Origin of the sequence: Micromonospora sp. NPDC048063 (assembly GCF_043202855.1) — a bacterium.
Classification (GTDB): domain Bacteria; phylum Actinomycetota; class Actinomycetes; order Mycobacteriales; family Micromonosporaceae; genus Micromonospora.
On the sequence record NZ_JBIDBG010000006.1, the window covers coordinates 40477 to 58452 of the forward strand.

A 17976-nucleotide genomic window follows, 5' to 3' on the forward strand; every position below is an offset into this window, starting at 1 on the left:
GGTTGGCTGGGAACGGGGGTGGCTGGGTGGCTGGCGTGGTCAGACCGGGGGCGGGGGGCGTTCGCCGGCGTCCAGGACGGCCTGGGTCCAGCCGCCCTCGATGACGCCGGTGCCGTCGAGCACCGCCCAGTCGACCACGTCCGCCGCCTCCACCACGACAGGGGAGCCGATGCGCACGGTGGGGTCGGTGTTGGCGTCGCTGGCGCTCGCGCCGACGATCCGTTCCGGCGCTTCCCACGACGTAACCCCGGCCCAGACGTACTCCGGGCCGTCGTCGCCCGGCAGCCCGTACTTCACCACGAGCTGCGTCTCCGGCGGGAGCCGGCCGGCGAGGAACCGGGCCCGGATGTCGCCCAGCCCGGCGCGCGCGGTGGCGATCGCCCTGCTCATCGCGTCGCCCGGGCGGGCGTAGCGCACGTCCGGCTGGATGCCGGCGAAGAGGGTCGCGCAGGCGGCGGCGAAGTAGCGGCCGTCCGGCCCCGGGTGCCCGGCCGGCGGACGCAGGCTGAGGAACGAGTCGGCGTCCGGATCGGTGGCCGGGTCCAGCTCCAGCCGCAGCAGCACCGGCGCCGTCGCCCCGTGCTGCTCCGGATTGCCGTACGCCACCGCGATGTCGTGCCCCGTCACGGTGGCCAGCACCGGCAGCTGCACGAACGCGGGCACCTCCTCGCCGGAGAGCCCGTCGGTCCAGTCCCGCAGCAGCCGCCGTGCCGCGCCGGTCATCACCGCGCCCCACGCCCGGGTCAGGTGGTCCGGCACGCCCTGGGTCTGCAACTCCAGCAGCCCGAAGCGACGCAGCCCCTTCGTGGTGAACCAGAGGCCCTCGGCGTCCGAGGAGTAGGGCACCAGCACCCAGTCGACCAGCCGGATGCGCCCCTGCTCGTCGGGGAGCGAGCGCAACGCCGTCGCCGGGTCGAGGAACTGCAGGCCGAAGACGTCCACCACGTCGCCGTCAACGGTCTCGGCGACGGCCGCGGCCACCGCCCGCGCCGCCCACTCGTGGGCCGGCGGCCAGCCGGGCCGGTACTCGGCCTGCACCACCACCAGGTGGCTCGCGGCGGCCAGCCGGGCCAGCTGCGCCTCCGTGGCGCCGAACGCGGTGAGCAGGTCCGGCGGCAGCGCGGGGAACTCGCCGATCGGGCGGGTGTCCACGGTCATCAGCGGGCTGTCCAGCATCTGCCGGGCCAGCCCGTGCACCGGCTCGGCCAGCCGGCCGCTGAGCCGCTGCACGGCCGTCTTCGTGCTCACCTTCGGCAGCCCCGTCATGGGCACCAGATAGGTCGCGCTCAGCGACTCCGGGACCGGTACGGGCAGGAAGTCGTCCGTGATGAGCATGTCGTCCCCCGGATGGCCGCGCCGGTGCTGTCGTGGGAGAACGCTACCCGCCGCGGCGTGCCCCGTTCAGCCGGACAGCACCAGTCCCAGGTAGACCAGCGTGGTGACCACCTCCACGGTCGCGCCGAGCACGTCGCCCGTGACGCCGCCGAGTCGGCGTACCACGTGCCGCAGCAGCCCCACCGCGACGGCGAGGGCGGCGGCGACGGCGAGCGGCCCCTGCCACGGGCGGCCCGGCACGGCCGCGAGGGCCGGCAGCGCGACGGCGACCGTCCCGCCTACCAGCGCGACGGGCCCGACGGTGCCGGCGACCAGCGCGCCGAGCCCCTCCGGGCGGGCCGCCGGCACCCCGCGCCGGCAGGCCACCGCCACCCCGAGCCGGCCCGCGGCGGTCGCCGCCACCACCGCCGCGAGCGCCGCCGGCCACGACCGGCCGGCCAGCTCCGCGAGGGCCGCCGTCTGCACCAGGAGTACGACCACCAGCGCGACCACCCCGAACGGGCCCACGTCCGGCTTCTTCATGATCTCCAGCGCGGCCGCCCCCCGCCGGTACGACCCCAGGGCGTCCACGGTGTCGGCCAGCCCGTCCAGGTGCAGTCCGCGGGTGAGCAGCGCGCCGGCACCGACGGTCACGGCCGCCGCGACCAGCGGGGGCGCGAGCGCGCCCGGGAGCAGCAGGATCGCGGCCAGGACGGCGCCGAGCAGCGCGCCGACCGCCGGGGCGAGCGCCATCGCCGTCCCCGCCGCCGGCCGGTCGATGCGCCCGGCGCGCACCGGCAGGGTGGTGAAGGTGGTCAGCGCCAGCCGCGCCCCGTCGGCGAGCCGCGACTCAGCCGGCACGCCGGCCGGACGGGTCCACCGGCTCCGTCTCCGGTTCCGTGCTGGTCGGCCCGGGGCCAGCCGGCTCCGGCTCGCGGAAGTCGGGCTCGTCGGTGTCGACACCGGGCTCCCGCTCGCCGTCGTCGTCGCCGTCCTCCCCGCCGCCGCCGGGCGACGGGCGGGCCGGCAGCGCCGCGGCCAGCGCCAGCACCGATCGCAGCAGCGGCAGCGCGGCCAGCGCGTTGGCGCCCTCGCCGAGGTCGAGGTGCACGTCGAGCAGCGGGGTCAGGCCCAGCACGTCGGCGGCGAGCCGGACGGCGGGATCCCCGCGGTGGTCGGCCAGCAGGCACCAGTGCCGGGCCTGCCCGGCCAGGTCACGGCTGACCATGGCGGCGGCCACGCCGACCGGCCCGTCGAGCATGACCGGCAGCCGGCGGGCGGTCGCGCCGAGCAGGACGCCGGTGGCCACGGCGACGTCCCCGCCGCCCAGTTCGGCCAGCACGTCCTTGGCGCCGCGCGGCGAGCGCCGGGTCCGGTGCAGCGCGTCCCGCACGGCGGCGCACCGCCGCATCCAGGCCGCGTCGTCGATCTCGCCGGAGGCGATGACCACGCGGCCGAGCACCGCGGGCGTCTCGGCGCCGGCCGTCGCGGCCAGCACCGCCGCCGCGGCGGCCTCGGTGCCGGCACCGCACGCCCCCAGCACCAGCAGGTGTACGCCCGCGTCGGCGGCCTCCTCGGCGAGCCGCCAGCCGTCCCGCAGGGCCGCCTCGACCTGCTCGCCGGTCAGCGCCGGCTCGTCCTCCATCGGTGCCGAGACAGGGGTCTCCACGACCTGGACGTCGGCACCGCTCTCGGCGGCCAACCGGGCCAGCACCCCCCTGCCGGCGCGGGCCTGCCGGGCCCGGCGCGCCGACTCGCCGTCCACGCTGCCGGCGGCGGCGCCGCCGAGGTGGTCGCCGTGCAGCAGCAGCACCCGTACCGAGCCCCACGGGGCCGGCGTGGCGGTGCCCTGGGTGGCGGCGGCGAACCCGACCACCCGCTCCAGGGCGCCCAGCCCCGCCCCGGGCACGTCCAGCGTGGCGAGCCGCTCGATCGCCTGCGGGCCGGCGTACTCGTCGGGCATGGGCAGTTCCATCCCGGGCTGGATGACCAGGCCGGTGGCGACCACCGGCAACGCCATGGTCGGTGCGGCCCAGGCGGCGCCGTCGGGCTCGGCCGACGCGGGGGCGGGCCCGCCCGCGGCGCGTTCCGCGGCGCCCACCGGCCCGCCGGCCGCGCCGGTGGCGGTCGTGGCGGCGGCCGGCTCAGTCGTCGCGCCGGTGGCGGCCGGCACACCCGTCGCGGTGAGCGGGGCCGGGCCGGCCTGGGCCGGCACGACGCCCGGCTGCGGGGCGCCGGGCTTCAGCCAGGCCGCCTGCCCCGCGACCACCAGCACGACCGCGTCGCAGGCGTCGGCGACCGCCCGGTTGGCCGCGCCGAGCGCGTCGGTGAACGCCCGGCCGAGCGGGGTGGTCGGCACCAGCGAGAGCCCGACCTCGGGGCTGACCAGCACCAGCCGGGCCGCGCAGCCGCGCACCGCCGCCGCCAGTTCGGCGACGGTGGCGGTGTCGTCGGCCGGTTGGTGGGCCGGATCGAGCAGCACCGTCACCCAGCCGCCGAGGTCGTCGACGAGCAGCGTCTCGTTCGGGCCGGCGGAGGCGATCACGTCCGCCAGGCGGCGCGGGTCGTCCGCGGTCTCCTCGGTGGTCCAGCTCTCCGGTCGACGGGCGCGGTGCGCCGCCAGCCGGGCCGCCCACTCCGCGTCGTCGGCGGGCGCGTCGGCGGCGGTGGCCACGTAGCGGACCGTCGGCGCCTCGGCGACCAGGGACTCGGCGAACTCCGACTTCCCGGACCGGATGCCGCCGAGCACCAGGACCGTGTTCCACCCGTCAACCGACATGCCCGTACTTTAGAGCCAGCCCCCGGGGCGTGGCCCCCGGAGGTACGAGGAGCCGGCGGTCCCAGCGGGCGGGCGGCCAGCGGCCCAGCCGGCGGGTCCGGCGGCGGCTGGCGGGTCCGGCCGGCGGTGGGCGGGCGGGTGCGGTCAGCCGCCGCAGGCCCGCCCACGGCGGGTGAGGCGCCGCGGGCTCCGCTCAGTCGCAGTGCTCGAAGCCGCTGCCGTAGCTGGCCCCGCCGGTCGACCCGCCCCACCTCACGCAGACCCCGGCGGCCTTCGCCCGCACCGGCCCGGCGTAGTAGGAGAACGACCCGCTGTCGGTGCTGCGTGCCCGCCCCTGCACCTCCAGCCACGCCGAGGCGGACGTGGCCGTGCCCACCGCCGACTCCTTCATCGTCACCACACAGTTGGTGCCGGTGCCCGCGTGGTAGAGCAGGTAGACCCGGCCCTTGCGGACGCCCGAGGCGGTCAGCGCGGCCGAGTCGATCACCTTGTACCCGCTGCCGCACGCCTCGACCGGCGTGTACGGGTTCGGCTTCGCCGGCTGGCTGGTCGTCGGGGCGGAGCTGGGCCGCCCCGACGAGGTGACGGTCGGCTCGCCACCGGTCGTGGGGGCCGAGGAGCGGCCGGGCGTCGACGAGGGCGCCCCGGACGACGGGGCCGCCGACCGGGTCACGCCCGACGACGGGTCGACCTGGAGCTGCCCCGTGCCGTCGCCGCCCTCCGGCTCCGAAGTCCCCGCCGCCACGGACCTGCCGGTCAGCGCCGTAGGCGTGTCCCCGCCGGCCGGGTCTCCACCCGAGAAGAGGGTCGTCGCCCCCACCACCCCGGCCAGCACCACGAACACGGTGGCCGCCGCGCCGACCAGCGCCCCCCGGCGCCGTCGCGACGGCCGCGCCTCGACCGGGTCCTCCCGGGTCGGCGGCAGCCCGCCCCACGTGTCGCTTCCGGCCGCCGGATGACCCGGGCGCCCGAACGGGGCCGCCTCCGCAGCCGGCGCGACCGGCCGGTGCCCGGCTGGAGCGGGCGGCAGCGCGCCGAACGGGTCGATGGGAAGCATGCGGCCCGCGTCTGCCCCGGCGGCGGACGGCGCGGGCGCGGCGAGGCCACCCGGCCCGGCGCCGGGCTGGAAGCTGACGCCCGGGCCGGTTCCCGCGCCAGCGAGGGACCTGCCGCCTGGACCGGTTCCCGCGCCGGGCAGAGAGCTGCCGCCCGGGTCGGTGCCCCCGCTGGCCAGGGACGCGAGCGGGGCGGGGGCCGGCCCGGCGACGGCCCACGGCGGGCGGGCGGAGGCCGGGACAACGGCCAGCGTCGCGTCCCGCGCCTCGGCCGCCGCGTCGGCGAGCGCCGCCGCGTCCGGGTACCGGTCGGCGGGGCGCTTGGCCATCGCCCGCTCCACCAGCGCGACCACCGGCGGCGGGGTGCCGGGCGGCAGCGGCGGCGGCTCCTCCTGGACGTGGCGCAGCGCCACCTGGAGCGGGTTGTCGCCGTCGAACGGCGGCTGCCCCGCCAGGCAGACGTACGCCACCGCGCCGAGCGCGTAGATGTCCGTCGCCGGGGAGACCGGCTGGTTCGCGGCCTGCTCGGGGGACATGTACGAGGCGGTGCCGAGCATCACGTTGGCGGCGGTGATGCCCGCCGTGGTGCCCGAACGGGCGATGCCGAAGTCCACCAGCACCACCCGGCCGTCGGACTTCACCAGCAGGTTGCCGGGCTTCACGTCCCGGTGCACGATGCCGGCGAGATGGGCCGTGTGCAGCGCGTCGGCGGCCTGCGCCACCACCGACATCGTGGACGCCGGGTCGAGCCGCCCCGCCCGCCGCAGCCAGGAACTCAGCGGCTGGCCGTCGACGTACTCCATCACCAGGTAGTCGGCCTGGCTGCCGTCGGCGAGGGTGGACCGGCCGACGTCGTGCACGGCGACCACGCCCGGGTGACGCAGCGCCGCCAGCATCCGGGCCTCGGCCCGGAACCGGGCGGTGAACTCGGGATCGGCGGTCAGCGCCGGCAGCAGCACCTTCACCGCGACCTCGCGCTCCAGCATGATGTCGGTGCACCGCCAGACCGCGCCCATGCCACCGGTCGCCACCCGTTCGCCCAGCCGGTACCGCTCGCTGAGCACCACTCCTTGAGTCAGCACCGGGCCACGGTACCGGCCCGTCGCCCCCGGTTGATCAGCCCGTCGGAGCCCCGGCCGCCGAGCGTCGCGCCCGTAGGGGCGCGGCCGACTACGCTGGCGGGGGTTCGTCCCACGGGACATCAGCGGCGAGGGGAGACGCGGCATGGCGTGGAGCTGGCGGTACGAGGGCACGAACGGCGAGTCGGTCGAGGGGCCGGCGGAGTCGTTCGGCAGTCAGGCGGACGCCGAGTCCTGGATCGGCCAGACCTGGCGCGAGCTCGCGGCGTCCGGCGTCACCTCGGTCGCGCTCGTCGAGGACGACCGGGTGGAATACCGGATGAGCCTGCTGCCCCCGACGGAGTGATGGCCGGCGACCGCCCGGGGGGCGAGCCGCTGGTGCTCGGCGTGCCCCGGGCGGCGTTCCGGCCCAGCCCGGTCTTCCTCGCCCTGGTCGCGCTCTTCGCCACGAGCGGCGTGCTGACCTGGCACGGGTTCGGCAACGTGCGGCTCGACGTGTTCCTCTTCGTCGTGTCCGGCTGGTTGGTGTCGCTCTGCCTGCACGAGTACGCCCACGCGATCGTCGCGTTCCGGGCCGGCGACCGCAGCGTGGCCCACCGGGGCTACCTGACGCTGAACCCGCTGAAGTACAGCCACCCGCTGCTGTCGATCGGGCTGCCGGTGCTGGTGGTGCTGCTCGGCGGCATCGGCCTGCCCGGCGGGGCGGTCTGGGTGGACCGGCACGCCATCCCGGGACGGCTTCGGCACACGCTGGTCAGCCTCGCGGGCCCGGCCACCAACGTGCTGTTCACGCTGGTCCTGGTGGCCGCCGTACGCCTCGGCGCGGCCGGCGGCGGCCCGGTCGAGTTCTGGGCGGGCGTGGCGCTGCTGGCGTTCCTCCAGCTCACCGCGAGCGTGCTCAACCTGCTCCCGGTGCCCGGCCTCGACGGCGGCAACATGATCCAGCCGTGGCTGAACGCGCAGTGGCGCAAGATGTACGACCTGTTCGCCCCGTTCGGCTTCATCCTGCTGTTCGCGCTGCTGTGGAACCCGCGGATCAGCGGCTGGTTCTTCGGGGCGGTCTTCGCCGTGGGGGACGTCCTCGGCCTGCCGCCGTGGCTCTACGCGCTCGGCCTGGACCTGATCCGCTTCTGGCAGAGCTGACCGGCGGGTCGCACCCGGCCCGTCGTCGCCCGGCCCGGCCCGTTCGTCGGCCCGGCGCTGCCCGGCCCGGCCGGTCCCCTTCGTGGGGGCCGGCCGGGCCGGGGGTGTCACGGACGCTCGGCGGGGGACTCGGTCCGGGCCGGGTCGCGCTCGACGATCGGGTCGATGATCTCGTCGATCGCCTTGAGCAGGCCGGCGTCGAGCTGCACGCCGGCGGCCTTGACGTTGTCGTGCACCTGCTCGGGGCGGGACGCGCCCACGATCGCCGAGGAGACGTTCGGGTTCTGCAGCACCCAGGCGATGGCGAGCTGCGCCATGCTCAGGCCCGCCTGCTCGGCCAGCGGCTTGAGCCGCTGCACCCGCGTCAGCACGTCGTCGGCCAGGAACCTGGCGATGAAGCCCGCGCCCGACTTCTCGTCGGTCGCGCGGGAGCCGGCCGGCGGCGGCTGACCCGGCAGGTACTTGCCGGAGAGCACGCCCTGCGCCATCGGCGACCAGACGATCTGCCCGACGCCCAGCTCCTCGCTGGTGGGGACGACCTCGGACTCGATGACCCGCCAGAGCATCGAGTACTGCGGCTGGTTGGAGACCAGCGGGATGCGCAGCTCCCGGGCGAGCTGGTGGGCCTCGCGGATCTGCGACGCCTTCCACTCCGAGACGCCGATGTAGAGCGCCTTGCCGGAGTGCACGACGTCGGCGAAGGCCTCCATCGTCTCCTCCAGCGGGGTGCTGTAGTCGTACCGGTGGGCCTGGTAGAGGTCCACGTAGTCGGTGCGGAGCCGGCGCAGCGAGCCGTCGATCGACTCCATGATGTGCTTGCGGGACAGGCCCCGGTCGTTGCGGCCCGGCCCCGTGGGCCAGAACACCTTCGTGAAGATCTCCAGGCCCTCGCGCCGCTCGTTCTCCAGCGCGCGGCCCAGCACGTCCTCGGCGCGGGTGGCCGCGTACACGTCGGCCGTGTCGAAAGTGGTGATGCCGGCGTCCAGGGCGGCCCGGACGCAGGCGAACGCCGCGTCCTCCTCGACCTGCGAGCCGTGGGTGATCCAGTTGCCGTACGAGATTTCGCTGACCATCAGGCCGGAACGGCCCAGGTGACGGAATTCCATGCTCACGACCCTACTCCTGCCGATCATGACCGGCCGGGGACGCGGCTCAGAGCACCGGGTGGGTGTCGACGAGCAGCCGCTCGATCTCGGCGACGACCTCGTCGCGGTCGCGGTGCACCGGCTCGATCAGCGGCTCGCCCCGCCGGTCGAGCGCACCCCAGTGCCCGGTGCCGTCGTCGACCAGGAACGCGACGGGGTGGATGACCAGCGCCGGATGGGCGGGCGGGACCAGCACCTTCCCAGTGCGGTCCACCACGCCCCGCTGGCCGGCCACGTCCACCACGGCCAGCCCCTCGTCGGTGAAACCGTCGACGTACCGGCCGTCGGCCAGCACCGTGGCGAACCCGTGGTACCGGGTGGGCACCACGATGCGGCCGTTGCGGTCGACCGCCCCCCAGCCCTCCCGGCGGACCACCGCCACGCCGCGGTGGAACGGGCGTACGTCCGCGAAGCCGTGCGCCACGACCACCTCGCCGCCGGCGTCGATCGCCACCCACCCGGAGGCGCCGTCCGACACCCAGGCCAGCCCGTCGCTGAACGGACGGACCACCGGGTAGGACGGCCCGAGCACGGTGGCGCCGGCGAGGTCGACCAGCGACCACCGCTCCGTCTCCGGCCGCCGCACCCAGGCTAGCCCCTCGCGGAACGCCTGCGCCTCGGCGTACTCGGCCGCGACGGCCATGTCGCCGTCCGGGTCGGCGAAACCCCACAGGTCGCCGTCGCGCGCCGGCACCGGGGGCCGGTCACGCTCCAGCACCTCGTCCCGACTCCGGGGGTACGGCCCGAAGCCCGTCTCCGCCACCCGCTGCGCCACCGAGTCCAGGCTGAGCCGGATCCGTGCCTGGAGTTCGGCGTCCCCGTCGCCGCGCAGGTCGAGGGCCCGCTCGAAGTGGTGGCACGCCTCCATCAACCGGCCCTGGTCGTAGCACGACCGCCCCGCGTGCTCGTGCAGCGCCGCGCGCAGCCGGTCGGGCAGCTCCGTCGAGTTGGCCTCGGCGAAGAGCCGGTCGGCCTCCACGAACTCGCCGCGCCAGCGCAGCACGTGCGCCAGTCGTGCCTGCGCGACCGCCGTGCGCCGCAACTCCCCGGTCGCCTCCGCGTACGTGAGTGCGAGCCGACCGTCGGCGAGCGCGTCGTCCAGTTCGCCGAGCAGCCGCGAGACCACCGCCCGCAGGCTCAGCAGCCGGGCGCGCGACCGGTTGTCCACGGCGGCGCCCAGCTTCTCGGTGAGACGTCGGCGGATCGTCCGGAACTCCTCCGGCACCTCCACCACCTCGCGCAGGGTCTCCGGGTCGAGCCGCCAGCGGTAGGCCGCCAGCACCTGCTCCGGGTCGCCCTGCGCGGCACTCGTCCGGTCGACGTCCCGCGATTCCGGGCCGCGCTGCCCTGGGCCGTGCTGCCCTGGGCCGTGCTGCTCGGGGGTGTGCTGCTCGGGGCCGCGCTGCTCCGGGGTGTGCTGCTCCTGGCCGCGCTGCTCCGGGGCGTGCGGCTCGCGCCGTTCGCCGGTAGACGACGGGCCCTGCCCGACCGGCGTCGACACGGCCGGCGCGGACGCTGCGGACGCCGGCTGCGCCGAGACGGGCGGCGCTGGCGCCGGCCGCCCTGGCGGCGCCGAGATGGGCGGTGCCGGGGCGGGCGGTGCTGGGGCGGGCGGTGTCGAGACGGGCGGTGCTGGGACGGGCGGTGCTGGGACGGGCGGTGTCGAGACGGGCGGTGCTGGGACGGGCGGTGCCGAGACGGGCGGTGCCGAGACGGGCGGTGCTGGGACGGGCGGTGCCGGCGCGGTGACGGCCGGTGCCAGCGGTCCCGCTTGTGCCGGCGCTGCCGGAACGGGCGGTACCGGCCCGGTGGCGGAAGGAGTCAGCGGCTCGGCAACGGGCGGCGCGGGTGACGCTGGCACCGGTCGCGCCGGCGGTGTGGGCGCTGTTGGCACTGGTTGCGCCGGCGGCGCGGAGACAGGCGGCGCGGCTGCCTCGGAGACGGGCAGCGCGAATGGTGGTTGCGCCGGTGACATGGTGAGGGGCGACGCCGGCCGCGCGTCGACAGGCGGTGCTGGCGGCGTGGGCACCCCCTGTCCCGGCGCGACGTCGGGGACGCCGGGTGGCACTGCCGGCTTTTCGGAGGGTGGCGTGGTGACCGGCTGAGCCGGCATCGACGGCGTGCTGTCGGTGGTTGCGGCGGAGGGCCGGGTCGGCGGGGCCGACACGGGCGCGACGGGCGGAGTGGGCAGGGCCTGTGCCAGCGGCGCGGTGACTGGTGCGCGGGCCGGCGCGGCACCGGGCGCGGGACCGTCCTCCGGACGGTCTTCGGGCACCGGGGTGTGCCCTTCGGGTGGGGCGGGCAAGGGCCCGTCCACCGACAGGGCGGGGAAGGGCGCCGGAGCCGGCAAGACACCCCCGGCCGCCGCACCCGTGACGGGCGGTACGGGTGCGGCCTGTGCCGGGGTCGCAACGGGCGGTACGGGTGCGGCCTGTGCCGGGGTCGCAACGGGCGGTACGGGTGCGGCCTGTGCCGGGGTCGCAACGGGCGGCGCGGACACGGGCCGCGCCGTGGGTGAGGCAGCGGGGCCCGCCGGGGGTGCGGACACGGGCTGGGCAGGCGGTCCGGAAACCGGCGTGGCCGGGGCCGGCGCCGCCGCCGATGGAACGGCGTCGGGTGCGCTGCTCACAGTCGCCGGTCCAGGGACGAAGTCGCTCGGGGATGCGTCGACCGGTCGCGCGGGGGGAACCGTTCCGGTTGCGCCGCTCAGCGGTGCGGTTGCCCGCACTGCCGGGTCTGCGTGCGCGGACGCTGAGCGCGGATCGGTCGCGTCGAGTGGAACGCCATGGGTGTCAAAACCCCTCGGTGACAGCCATGGTGTTCCACCGGTGGGTCCAGCCGTGGTCGCGGCGTCGGTGCCAGGGGTGCGCAGGGGCGCAGCGGCCGTTGCGGGCGGCGGGGCAGAAGCGCCCGGGGCAGGCGCCGTTACGGTCTGTGCCAGGTCCTCGGGCCTGGACTGGCCGGTCTGAGGACCGTCAAGCGTGACTAAGGCAGGAGCGGCGTGCTCCCTTGGCACCGGATCCGACGCGGCTGGCGGTGTCGATTGCGGCGGGGCCGGGGGTACTGACTCCGTCTGGGCTGGCGGTGTCGACTCCGGCGGGGCCGGGGGTGCTGACTCCGTCTGGGCTGGCGGTGTCGACTCCGGCGGGGCCGGGGGCACGGCCTCCGTCCGGGTTGGTGGTGCCGATTCCGGCGGCACTGCGGGCAGCGCCTCTGACCGGGCGGGCGGTGTCGCCTCTGACCGGGCGGGCGGTGTCGCCTCTGACCGGGCGGGCGGTGCCGACTCCGACGGGACCGGGGGTGCCGACTCTGGCCCGGCGGGTGATGCCGACACGTGCGGGGCAGGGGGCATGGAGACAGGGCGGGGGACAGGTGGTCCGGAGACAGGGCGTGCCGGTGCGGAGGCGAGGTGGAGCTCCGTCGGCTCCGATCGTGTGGCGGCCGAGTGACTCGGGGGAACCGGGTCGCCCGCCGCAGGGGTCGTCGGGGCGGGTGCCCTGGGCGGCCCGGATACCGGTCCGGCAGGGGGACCGGAGGCAGGCGGCGAAGACACGGGCGAGGTAACCGACGAGGCGGCCGTCGACGAGGTCCCCGGCGAGGCCGGTGCGGGTGTCACCGGATCGGTCCCAGCCGCCCTGTCGAGGCGGTCGTGGGTGGGCTCGGGCGATAGGAGGTCGTCCTGGACGGGTTTCGGGGTCGCCGCCGGGGGTGTCGACACAGCGCTCGGGGACGCGTCGGCCGGGGCAGCGGGGCGGGGGCTGTCCGCCTCCGCGGGACGAGCGTCGTCCGTCTCTGCGGAAGGCGTCATGGGCTTGGAGGGCCGGAACCAGGCGTCCGCGCCGCTCGGCGCGGCCGGCTGGGGCCGGGCCGGGGCCGCCGGTGCCGGCGGAACGTACACCCTGGGCATGCCCGCTGTGAGCGGCATCGTGGCCGCTGGCGTCTCCGACGGTACCGCTGGGGTGGTCGCCGCACCCCTGTCCTCGGGAGCGGGGCGCGGACCGGCCGGCTGGACGCTCGCCGGACGGTCGGTCGGCGGCGTGGTGGCCGGTGGTCCGATCACGGGCTCGGCGCCGCGAGGTTCGGCACCGAGGCCCTGCTGCGGTGTGGGCCCGTACGGGTGGGTCGGCGGGACCGGCTCGGGGTGTGCCGGGGCCGGGCCGGAGGATCCGGTGCTGGACGTGACCCTCGGTGCCGGCAGGAACTCCAGCCGCAGTCGGGCGGCGGGCGGCGCCGGGACCGGCGTGACGTCGTCCGCGGGAGCAGGTCGCGGCACGTGGCCGGCCGCCTGGAACTGCTCCTCGGCGGAGGGCAGCGGGGGCTGAGAACCAGCAGCCGGTGGCTCGCTGGTCGGACCCCCCGGCGACACCGGTCGGCCGGCGGTCGGGCCTGCCGGGGAGATCGGTCGGCTGGTGGTCGGACCTCCCGGCGACACCGGCCGGCTCGGGACCGGAGATGCGGGTGACACCGGGCGGCCGGCGCCCGGACTTGCCGGCGCAACCGCGTCACCCCGGACCGAACCGGCTGGCGACACCGGTCGGCTGTTGACCGGGCCTGCTGGCGACACCGGGCCTGCTGGCGACACCGGGCCTGCCGACGGCACGGGGGCTGCGGGCGACACCGGGCGGCCGGCGGCCGGGCCTGCTGGCGGTACCGCGTCACCCCTGACCGGGGCTGCCGGCGACACCGGGGCTGCCGCCGTCGCCCGGGCGGCGGCCGGCCCGGCCGGTGACGGCGGGCCGGCGGGGGGACCCGCAGCGGGGGTCGGGCGCGGGGCGGGACCAGCGGGCGACACGGGCAGGTCGCGGGACGGTGCGACCGGGCCGGTTCGGTCCGTGGGCGGCACGTCGCGGGACGGCGCGGGGGAGACCGGCCGGCCAGGGACCGCAACCTCGTTACGCGGGGTCAGGAAGCCCCGAGGGCCGGAGCCGGGCGGTACCGGGGCGGGCGGGCCGGCGGCAGGCGGCACCGAGATCGGCGGGCCGGAGATCGGCGGTACCGAGACCGACACGCCGGAGACCGGCGCGCCGGACACCGGGCGGTCGCCGCCAGCGGGACCCCGCGACGGCGGGTACGGGCGTGGTTCGTCGTACCGGGGCTGGGCCGGTGGTGCGGCAACCTCGTGCGGGCCCCCGTGGTGGTGGGGACGGTCGGCCGGCTCGGCCGACCGCCGGTGTTCCGGGTGCGGTGCGGTGTGGCGCGTGTCCCGGTCGAAACCGGGCTGCGCCGGGCCGGACGACGGCCAGGGCAAGCCGTCCTGCTGCGGGTGCCTACGCGGCTCCCGGTACGCGTCGTGCTCCCGGTACGCCTCGGGCCGGGCGGCCTCGCGCGGACGCCGATCCGGGTACGCCTCAGCGCGCGCCGCCGCCTCGCGTGCCTGCCACCGTTCGTCCGGCTCCGGCTGGCGCCGTTCCCCGGCACGGTACGGCTGCCCGCTCGCGGCCCGGTCGGGGCGCTGCCACCCGTCGGCGGGTACGCCCGGCTCGCGGCCCCGTCCGCCCGGGGCGCGTTCCTCCCGCCCGTCGGAGCGCCGTTCCCACTGCCCCGACGCGGCGTGCTCCCACGGCCCGTCCCCGACGCGCCCCCGCCGCTCGTCCGAGGAACCGTCCCGCCTCCCGTCCGAGGAACGGTCCCGCGACGCGTCCGAGGGGCGGTGCTCGGTGGGGGCACCCCACTCGTACCGGGGCCGGCGGGCCCCCTCGCCCGTGCGGCGGTCGTCGTCGGTCTCCGGCCGGCGGTCGTGCCCTGCTCCGACCCGCGGATCGTGACCGCGCTCGGAGCGGCCGTCGTGGTCGCGCTGTGTCCGGTCGTCGTGGCCGCGCTCGCTCCGGTCGTCGTGGCCGGGTTCCGGCCGGCGGTCGTGGCCCGGGCCCGGCCGGCGGTCGTGACCTGGCTCCGGCCGGCGGTCGTAGCCCGGGTCCGGCCGCTGGTACGCCGGCGACCGGCGCGGGTCCTCGCCCGGCTCGGGCAGCCAGCCCGGCTCCGGGCGGCCGGCGGGCGAGACGGGGCGGTCCCGTCCGGCCGGCTCGTGCCGTGGCGGGCGGGCGTCGTAGCGGTCGTGGCCGGCGTGGTCGCGCGGCCGGGGGGAGTCGACCGGCCGGCCCGCGCCGGAGCGGCCGGGGCCGTCGAAGCCGTCCCGGGCGTTGCGGTGCGGCGGCTCCTGCCGGTGCGGCGGCTGCCGGTCGTCCGGCCAGGTCGGCTCCGCGTGCGGCCGGCGGTACGGCTCGTCGTCGCGCCGCCGCCCGTCGGGGCCGCCAAGCGGGCCGCTCCAGCCTTCCTGCCGGCCGTTCCACCCTTCCTGTCGACCGGTCCAGCCGTCGGGGTCGTCGTCCCAGGACCGGCCGAGGTAGGTCCCGTCGGGCCGGGTCGGTGCGAGCGGGGGCACCTCGGCGCGGCCGACGGCGGTCGCCCGGCCCCGGGGCGTGGGCGGGGCGTGCTGGATGCCGATGTCGCCGGGGTAGCGCTGGCCCGGGAACTGCGGGTGCCACTCGGTGGTCGGCTCGACCATCCAGGACGGTTCGCCGGTGTCGTGCCACCGGTCGGCGTAGCGGCTCATCCGGGGGACCTGTCGCCACGGCGGGTGAGCGGAACGGCCGTAGCGCGCCGTCGGTGAACGGGCGCGTCGGGGTGGCCGGCTCGCGTCCGCTCGCTCACGGCGGCGCCCCGGTGGCCGGCTCGCGTCCGCTCGCTCACGGCGATGTCACCTCGTTGCAAATTGTCGCGCTGGGCGCCCCACGTGCCGGTAGAGTCGCCCGTCCCGGCATGGCGTGGCTGCGGAAGGAGGGTAGCGGCGTGGGCTCGCTCACCGCCACTGTGGCACCGCCAACCGCCCCAAACGTTATCCTATGGTTCCGGACATTTGGTGCTATAACCGGATCAGGCTTCCGGCGTTACGCCACGTATCGGCAGGCGACCGTGGCGGGCGTCGTCACCAACACGGTCTTCGGCTTCCTGCGCTGCTACGTCCTCCTCGCCGCGGCCGGTGCCGCCGGCACGGTGGCCGGGTACGACCGCACCCAGCTCGCCAGTTTCGTCTGGGTGGGTCAGGGCCTGCTCGCCGTGGTCCTGCTCTGGGGGTGGACGGACCTGGCGGACCGGATCCGCACCGGCGACGTCGCCAGCGACCTGCTCCGGCCGGTGCACCCGGTGACCAGCCACCTTGCCACCGACCTGGGCCGCGCCGGCCACGCCGCCCTGGTCCGGCTGCTCCCGCCGGTGCTGGTCGGGCCGCTCTTCTTCGAGGTGTACGTGCCCCGACGCCTGTCCACCCTGCCACTCTTCGTGCTCTCCGCCGTCGCCGCCGTGGTGCTCTGCTTCGGCTGCCGGTTCCTGGTCAACGCGACCGCGTACTGGTTGCAGGACGTCCGGGGGCCGATGATCCTCTGGACCCTCGCCTCGGGGGTGCTCGCCGGGCTCTACTTCCCGCTGCGCTTCCTGCCGGAGTGGCTCCAGCACGTCCTCTGGCTGGGCACCCCCTTCCCGAGCCTGCTCCAGACCCCGCTCGACGTGCTCGTCGAGCGGGACCCGACCGGCACCCAGGTCGGGCTGGTCGGCCTCCAGCTCGCCTGGGCGGTGCTGGTCCTGGCCGCCTGCCGGCTCGTGCAGCGCCGCGCGGAACGCCGCCTGGTGGTGCAGGGTGGCTGACGGGGCGGTGGCGTCGGCCGCCCGGCGCCGCGGCGGCGGGGCGCTGGCCGCGTACCGGGCGCTGCTGGGGGCGCAGGCGCGGTCGCAGACGGCGTACCGGACGTCGTTCGTGGTCGACGTGCTCGGCAACGTCGGGTCCACCGTCTTCGACGTGCTGACCGTGCTGGTGATCTTCGGCGTCACGCGGGAGCTGGGCGGCTTCACGCTCCGCGAGACGCTGGTGATCGTCGGCCTCTCGACCTGCGCGTTCGCCACCGCCGATCTGCTGGTGGGCAACATCGAGCGGCTGCCCCGCTACGTGCGCACAGGGCTGTTCGACGCCGTGCTGGTCCGCCCGCTCGGCGCGCTGCCGCAGCTGCTGCTCATGGACCTGCCGCTGCGCAAGGTGTCCCGGGCGGTCTTCGGGCTCGCCGTACTGGTCGTCGCGGTCGGCTCGGCCGGCGTCCAGTGGACCCCGGCGCGGGCGCTGCTGGTGGTCGTCGCCCCGCTGGCCGGCGTGGTCTTCTTCGGGGCGGTCTTCGTCGCCACCGCCACCGTCTCCTTCTGGTGGGTCGACTCGGGCGAGCTGGCCAACTCGGTCACCTACGGCGGCCGGGACTTCACCTCGTACCCGGTCACCGTGTTCGGCGGCTGGTTCCGCGCCGTGTTCGCGTACGGCCTGGGCTTCGCCTTCGTCAGCTACCACCCGGCGCTGGCGCTGCTCGGCCGCGCCGACCCGCTCGGCCTGCCGGGCTGGGTCGGCTGGGCCGCGCCGGCCGTCGCGCTGGTCGCCGCCGCCGGGGCCGCGGCGGCCTGGCGTACCGGCGTGCGCCACTACCGGAGTACGGGGTCGTGAGCGACGACGTCATCGTGGCCGACGGGCTGCGCAAGGAGTTCACGGTCCGGGTGCGGGCCGGCCGGCTGCGCCGGGAGAAGCGCCGGGTCACCGCCGTGGACGGGGTCGACCTGCGGGTCCCCCGGGGCGAGACGCTCGGCTACATCGGGCCCAACGGCGCGGGCAAGTCCACCACGCTCAAGATGCTCACCGGGGTGCTGACGCCCTCCGCCGGCGAGGTGCGCGTCTGCGGCCTGCGCCCGGTCGCCCAGCGCACCCGGCTCGCGCTGCGCATCGGCGTCGTCTTCGGCCAGCGCTCGCAGCTCTGGTGGGACCTGCCGCTGCGGGAGTCGTTCGCACTGTTGCGGCACGTCTACCGGGTGCCGGCCGCCGCGCACGCCGCCCGGCTGCGCCGCTGTCGGAGCCTGCTCGACCTGGACGCCTTCCTGGACACCCCGGTCCGGCAACTGTCCCTGGGGCAGCGGATGCGCGGCGAGCTGACGGCCGCCCTGCTGCACGGCCCCGAGGTGCTCTTCCTCGACGAGCCGACGATCGGCCTGGACGTGGTGAGCAAGCAGGCGGTCCGTGGCTTCCTCGGCGAGCTGGGCCGGGCCGGGGACACCACGTTGGTGCTCACCACCCACGACCTGGCCGACATCGAGCGGCTCTGCCGTCGCCTGGTGGTGGTCGACCACGGTCGGGTGGTGCACGACGGGTCGATCGCCGCGTTGCACGAGCGGTACGGCTCCCGTCGGCTGCTCGTCGCCGACCTGGAGGCCCCGCTGCCCGAGCCGCCGGCGCTGCCCGGCGCGCCGCTGCACCGGGTGGAGGCCGACGGGCACCGGCTGGCCTTCGCGCTGGAGTCGGCGGGCGTGGCCGAGGTGGTGGCCGCCCTGGCCGCCCTGGGCTCACTGCGGGACGTCTCGATCGTCGAGCCGGACATCGAGGACGTGGTGGCCCGGCTCTACCGGGGTGGCTGAGCCCCTCCGCGCGAGTGGAGCCTGCC

Annotated in this window: 11 protein-coding genes; 5 read left to right on the forward strand and 6 right to left on the reverse strand. The window is 76.9% G+C overall.

Features of this window, described 5'->3' with window-relative positions; translation table 11 throughout:
- Positions 1 to 39: 39 nt before the first annotated feature.
- From ACGFZ2_RS17005 to ACGFZ2_RS17020, 4 genes are all read right to left on the reverse strand, one after another.
- Positions 40 to 1335, reverse strand: coding sequence for a DUF2314 domain-containing protein (locus tag ACGFZ2_RS17005; protein ID WP_393262956.1), 1296 nt, complete (start codon positions 1333 to 1335; stop codon positions 40 to 42).
- Between the two features lie 66 nt (positions 1336 to 1401).
- The gene (cobS, locus tag ACGFZ2_RS17010; RefSeq protein WP_393262955.1) at positions 1402 to 2175 is read right to left on the reverse strand and encodes an adenosylcobinamide-GDP ribazoletransferase; all 774 of its coding nucleotides are present in this window, start codon (positions 2173 to 2175) and stop codon (positions 1402 to 1404) included.
- Positions 2165 to 4093: a bifunctional adenosylcobinamide kinase/adenosylcobinamide-phosphate guanylyltransferase gene (locus ACGFZ2_RS17015; RefSeq protein ID WP_393454503.1), complete on the reverse strand. Its 1929-nt coding sequence runs from the start codon at positions 4091 to 4093 to the stop codon at positions 2165 to 2167. Before ACGFZ2_RS17015 ends, cobS begins: the two co-directional genes overlap by 11 nt.
- Positions 4094 to 4286: 193 nt before the next feature.
- Positions 4287 to 6230: a protein kinase gene (locus ACGFZ2_RS17020; RefSeq protein ID WP_393454506.1), complete on the reverse strand. Its 1944-nt coding sequence runs from the start codon at positions 6228 to 6230 to the stop codon at positions 4287 to 4289.
- 142 nt (positions 6231 to 6372) lie between these two features.
- Here ACGFZ2_RS17020 and ACGFZ2_RS17025 point away from each other — a divergent pair, with 142 nt between their 5' ends.
- Both ACGFZ2_RS17025 and ACGFZ2_RS17030 read left to right on the forward strand, forming a co-directional pair.
- Positions 6373 to 6573, forward strand: coding sequence for a hypothetical protein (locus ACGFZ2_RS17025; RefSeq protein WP_393262949.1), 201 nt, complete (start codon positions 6373 to 6375; stop codon positions 6571 to 6573).
- On the forward strand, positions 6573 to 7370 hold the full coding sequence (locus ACGFZ2_RS17030; protein WP_350707907.1) for a site-2 protease family protein: 798 nt from the start codon (positions 6573 to 6575) through the stop codon (positions 7368 to 7370). Before ACGFZ2_RS17025 ends, ACGFZ2_RS17030 begins: the two co-directional genes overlap by 1 nt.
- Positions 7371 to 7477: 107 nt before the next feature.
- Here ACGFZ2_RS17030 and ACGFZ2_RS17035 read toward each other — a convergent pair whose 3' ends face one another.
- Complete coding sequence (locus ACGFZ2_RS17035) at positions 7478 to 8476, reverse strand: aldo/keto reductase family protein (protein ID WP_393262947.1); 999 nt, start codon at positions 8474 to 8476, stop codon at positions 7478 to 7480.
- A 46-nt stretch (positions 8477 to 8522) separates the two neighbouring features.
- A complete protein-coding gene (locus ACGFZ2_RS17040; protein WP_393454963.1) occupies positions 8523 to 10682 on the reverse strand; it encodes a WG repeat-containing protein in 2160 nt (719 codons plus the stop codon).
- A 4622-nt stretch (positions 10683 to 15304) separates the two neighbouring features.
- Between ACGFZ2_RS17040 and ACGFZ2_RS17045 the strand changes: the two genes are divergently transcribed.
- The 3 genes from ACGFZ2_RS17045 to ACGFZ2_RS17055 are packed head-to-tail and all read left to right on the forward strand — an operon-like array spanning position 15305 to position 17950.
- Positions 15305 to 16156, forward strand: a complete 852-nt coding sequence (locus ACGFZ2_RS17045; protein ID WP_393454509.1) for an ABC transporter permease — start codon at positions 15305 to 15307, stop codon at positions 16154 to 16156.
- The gene (locus ACGFZ2_RS17050) at positions 16149 to 16991 is read left to right on the forward strand and encodes an ABC transporter permease (RefSeq protein ID WP_393262937.1); all 843 of its coding nucleotides are present in this window, start codon (positions 16149 to 16151) and stop codon (positions 16989 to 16991) included. The genes ACGFZ2_RS17045 and ACGFZ2_RS17050 overlap by 8 nt, the downstream gene beginning before the upstream one ends.
- The gene (locus ACGFZ2_RS17055) at positions 16988 to 17950 is read left to right on the forward strand and encodes an ATP-binding cassette domain-containing protein (protein ID WP_393454512.1); all 963 of its coding nucleotides are present in this window, start codon (positions 16988 to 16990) and stop codon (positions 17948 to 17950) included. The genes ACGFZ2_RS17050 and ACGFZ2_RS17055 overlap by 4 nt, the downstream gene beginning before the upstream one ends.
- Positions 17951 to 17976 lie beyond the last annotated feature (26 nt).

Coding starts and splice junctions, on each gene's coding strand:
- ACGFZ2_RS17030 (WP_350707907.1), top strand. CDS start 6,573: ATGGCCGGCGACCGCCCGGGGGGCGAGCCGCTGGTGCTCGGCGTGCCC.
- ACGFZ2_RS17035 (WP_393262947.1), bottom strand. CDS start 8,476: ATGGAATTCCGTCACCTGGGCCGTTCCGGCCTGATGGTCAGCGAAATC.
- ACGFZ2_RS17005 (WP_393262956.1), bottom strand. CDS start 1,335: ATGCTCATCACGGACGACTTCCTGCCCGTACCGGTCCCGGAGTCGCTG.
- ACGFZ2_RS17025 (WP_393262949.1), top strand. CDS start 6,373: ATGGCGTGGAGCTGGCGGTACGAGGGCACGAACGGCGAGTCGGTCGAG.
- ACGFZ2_RS17015 (WP_393454503.1), bottom strand. CDS start 4,093: ATGTCGGTTGACGGGTGGAACACGGTCCTGGTGCTCGGCGGCATCCGG.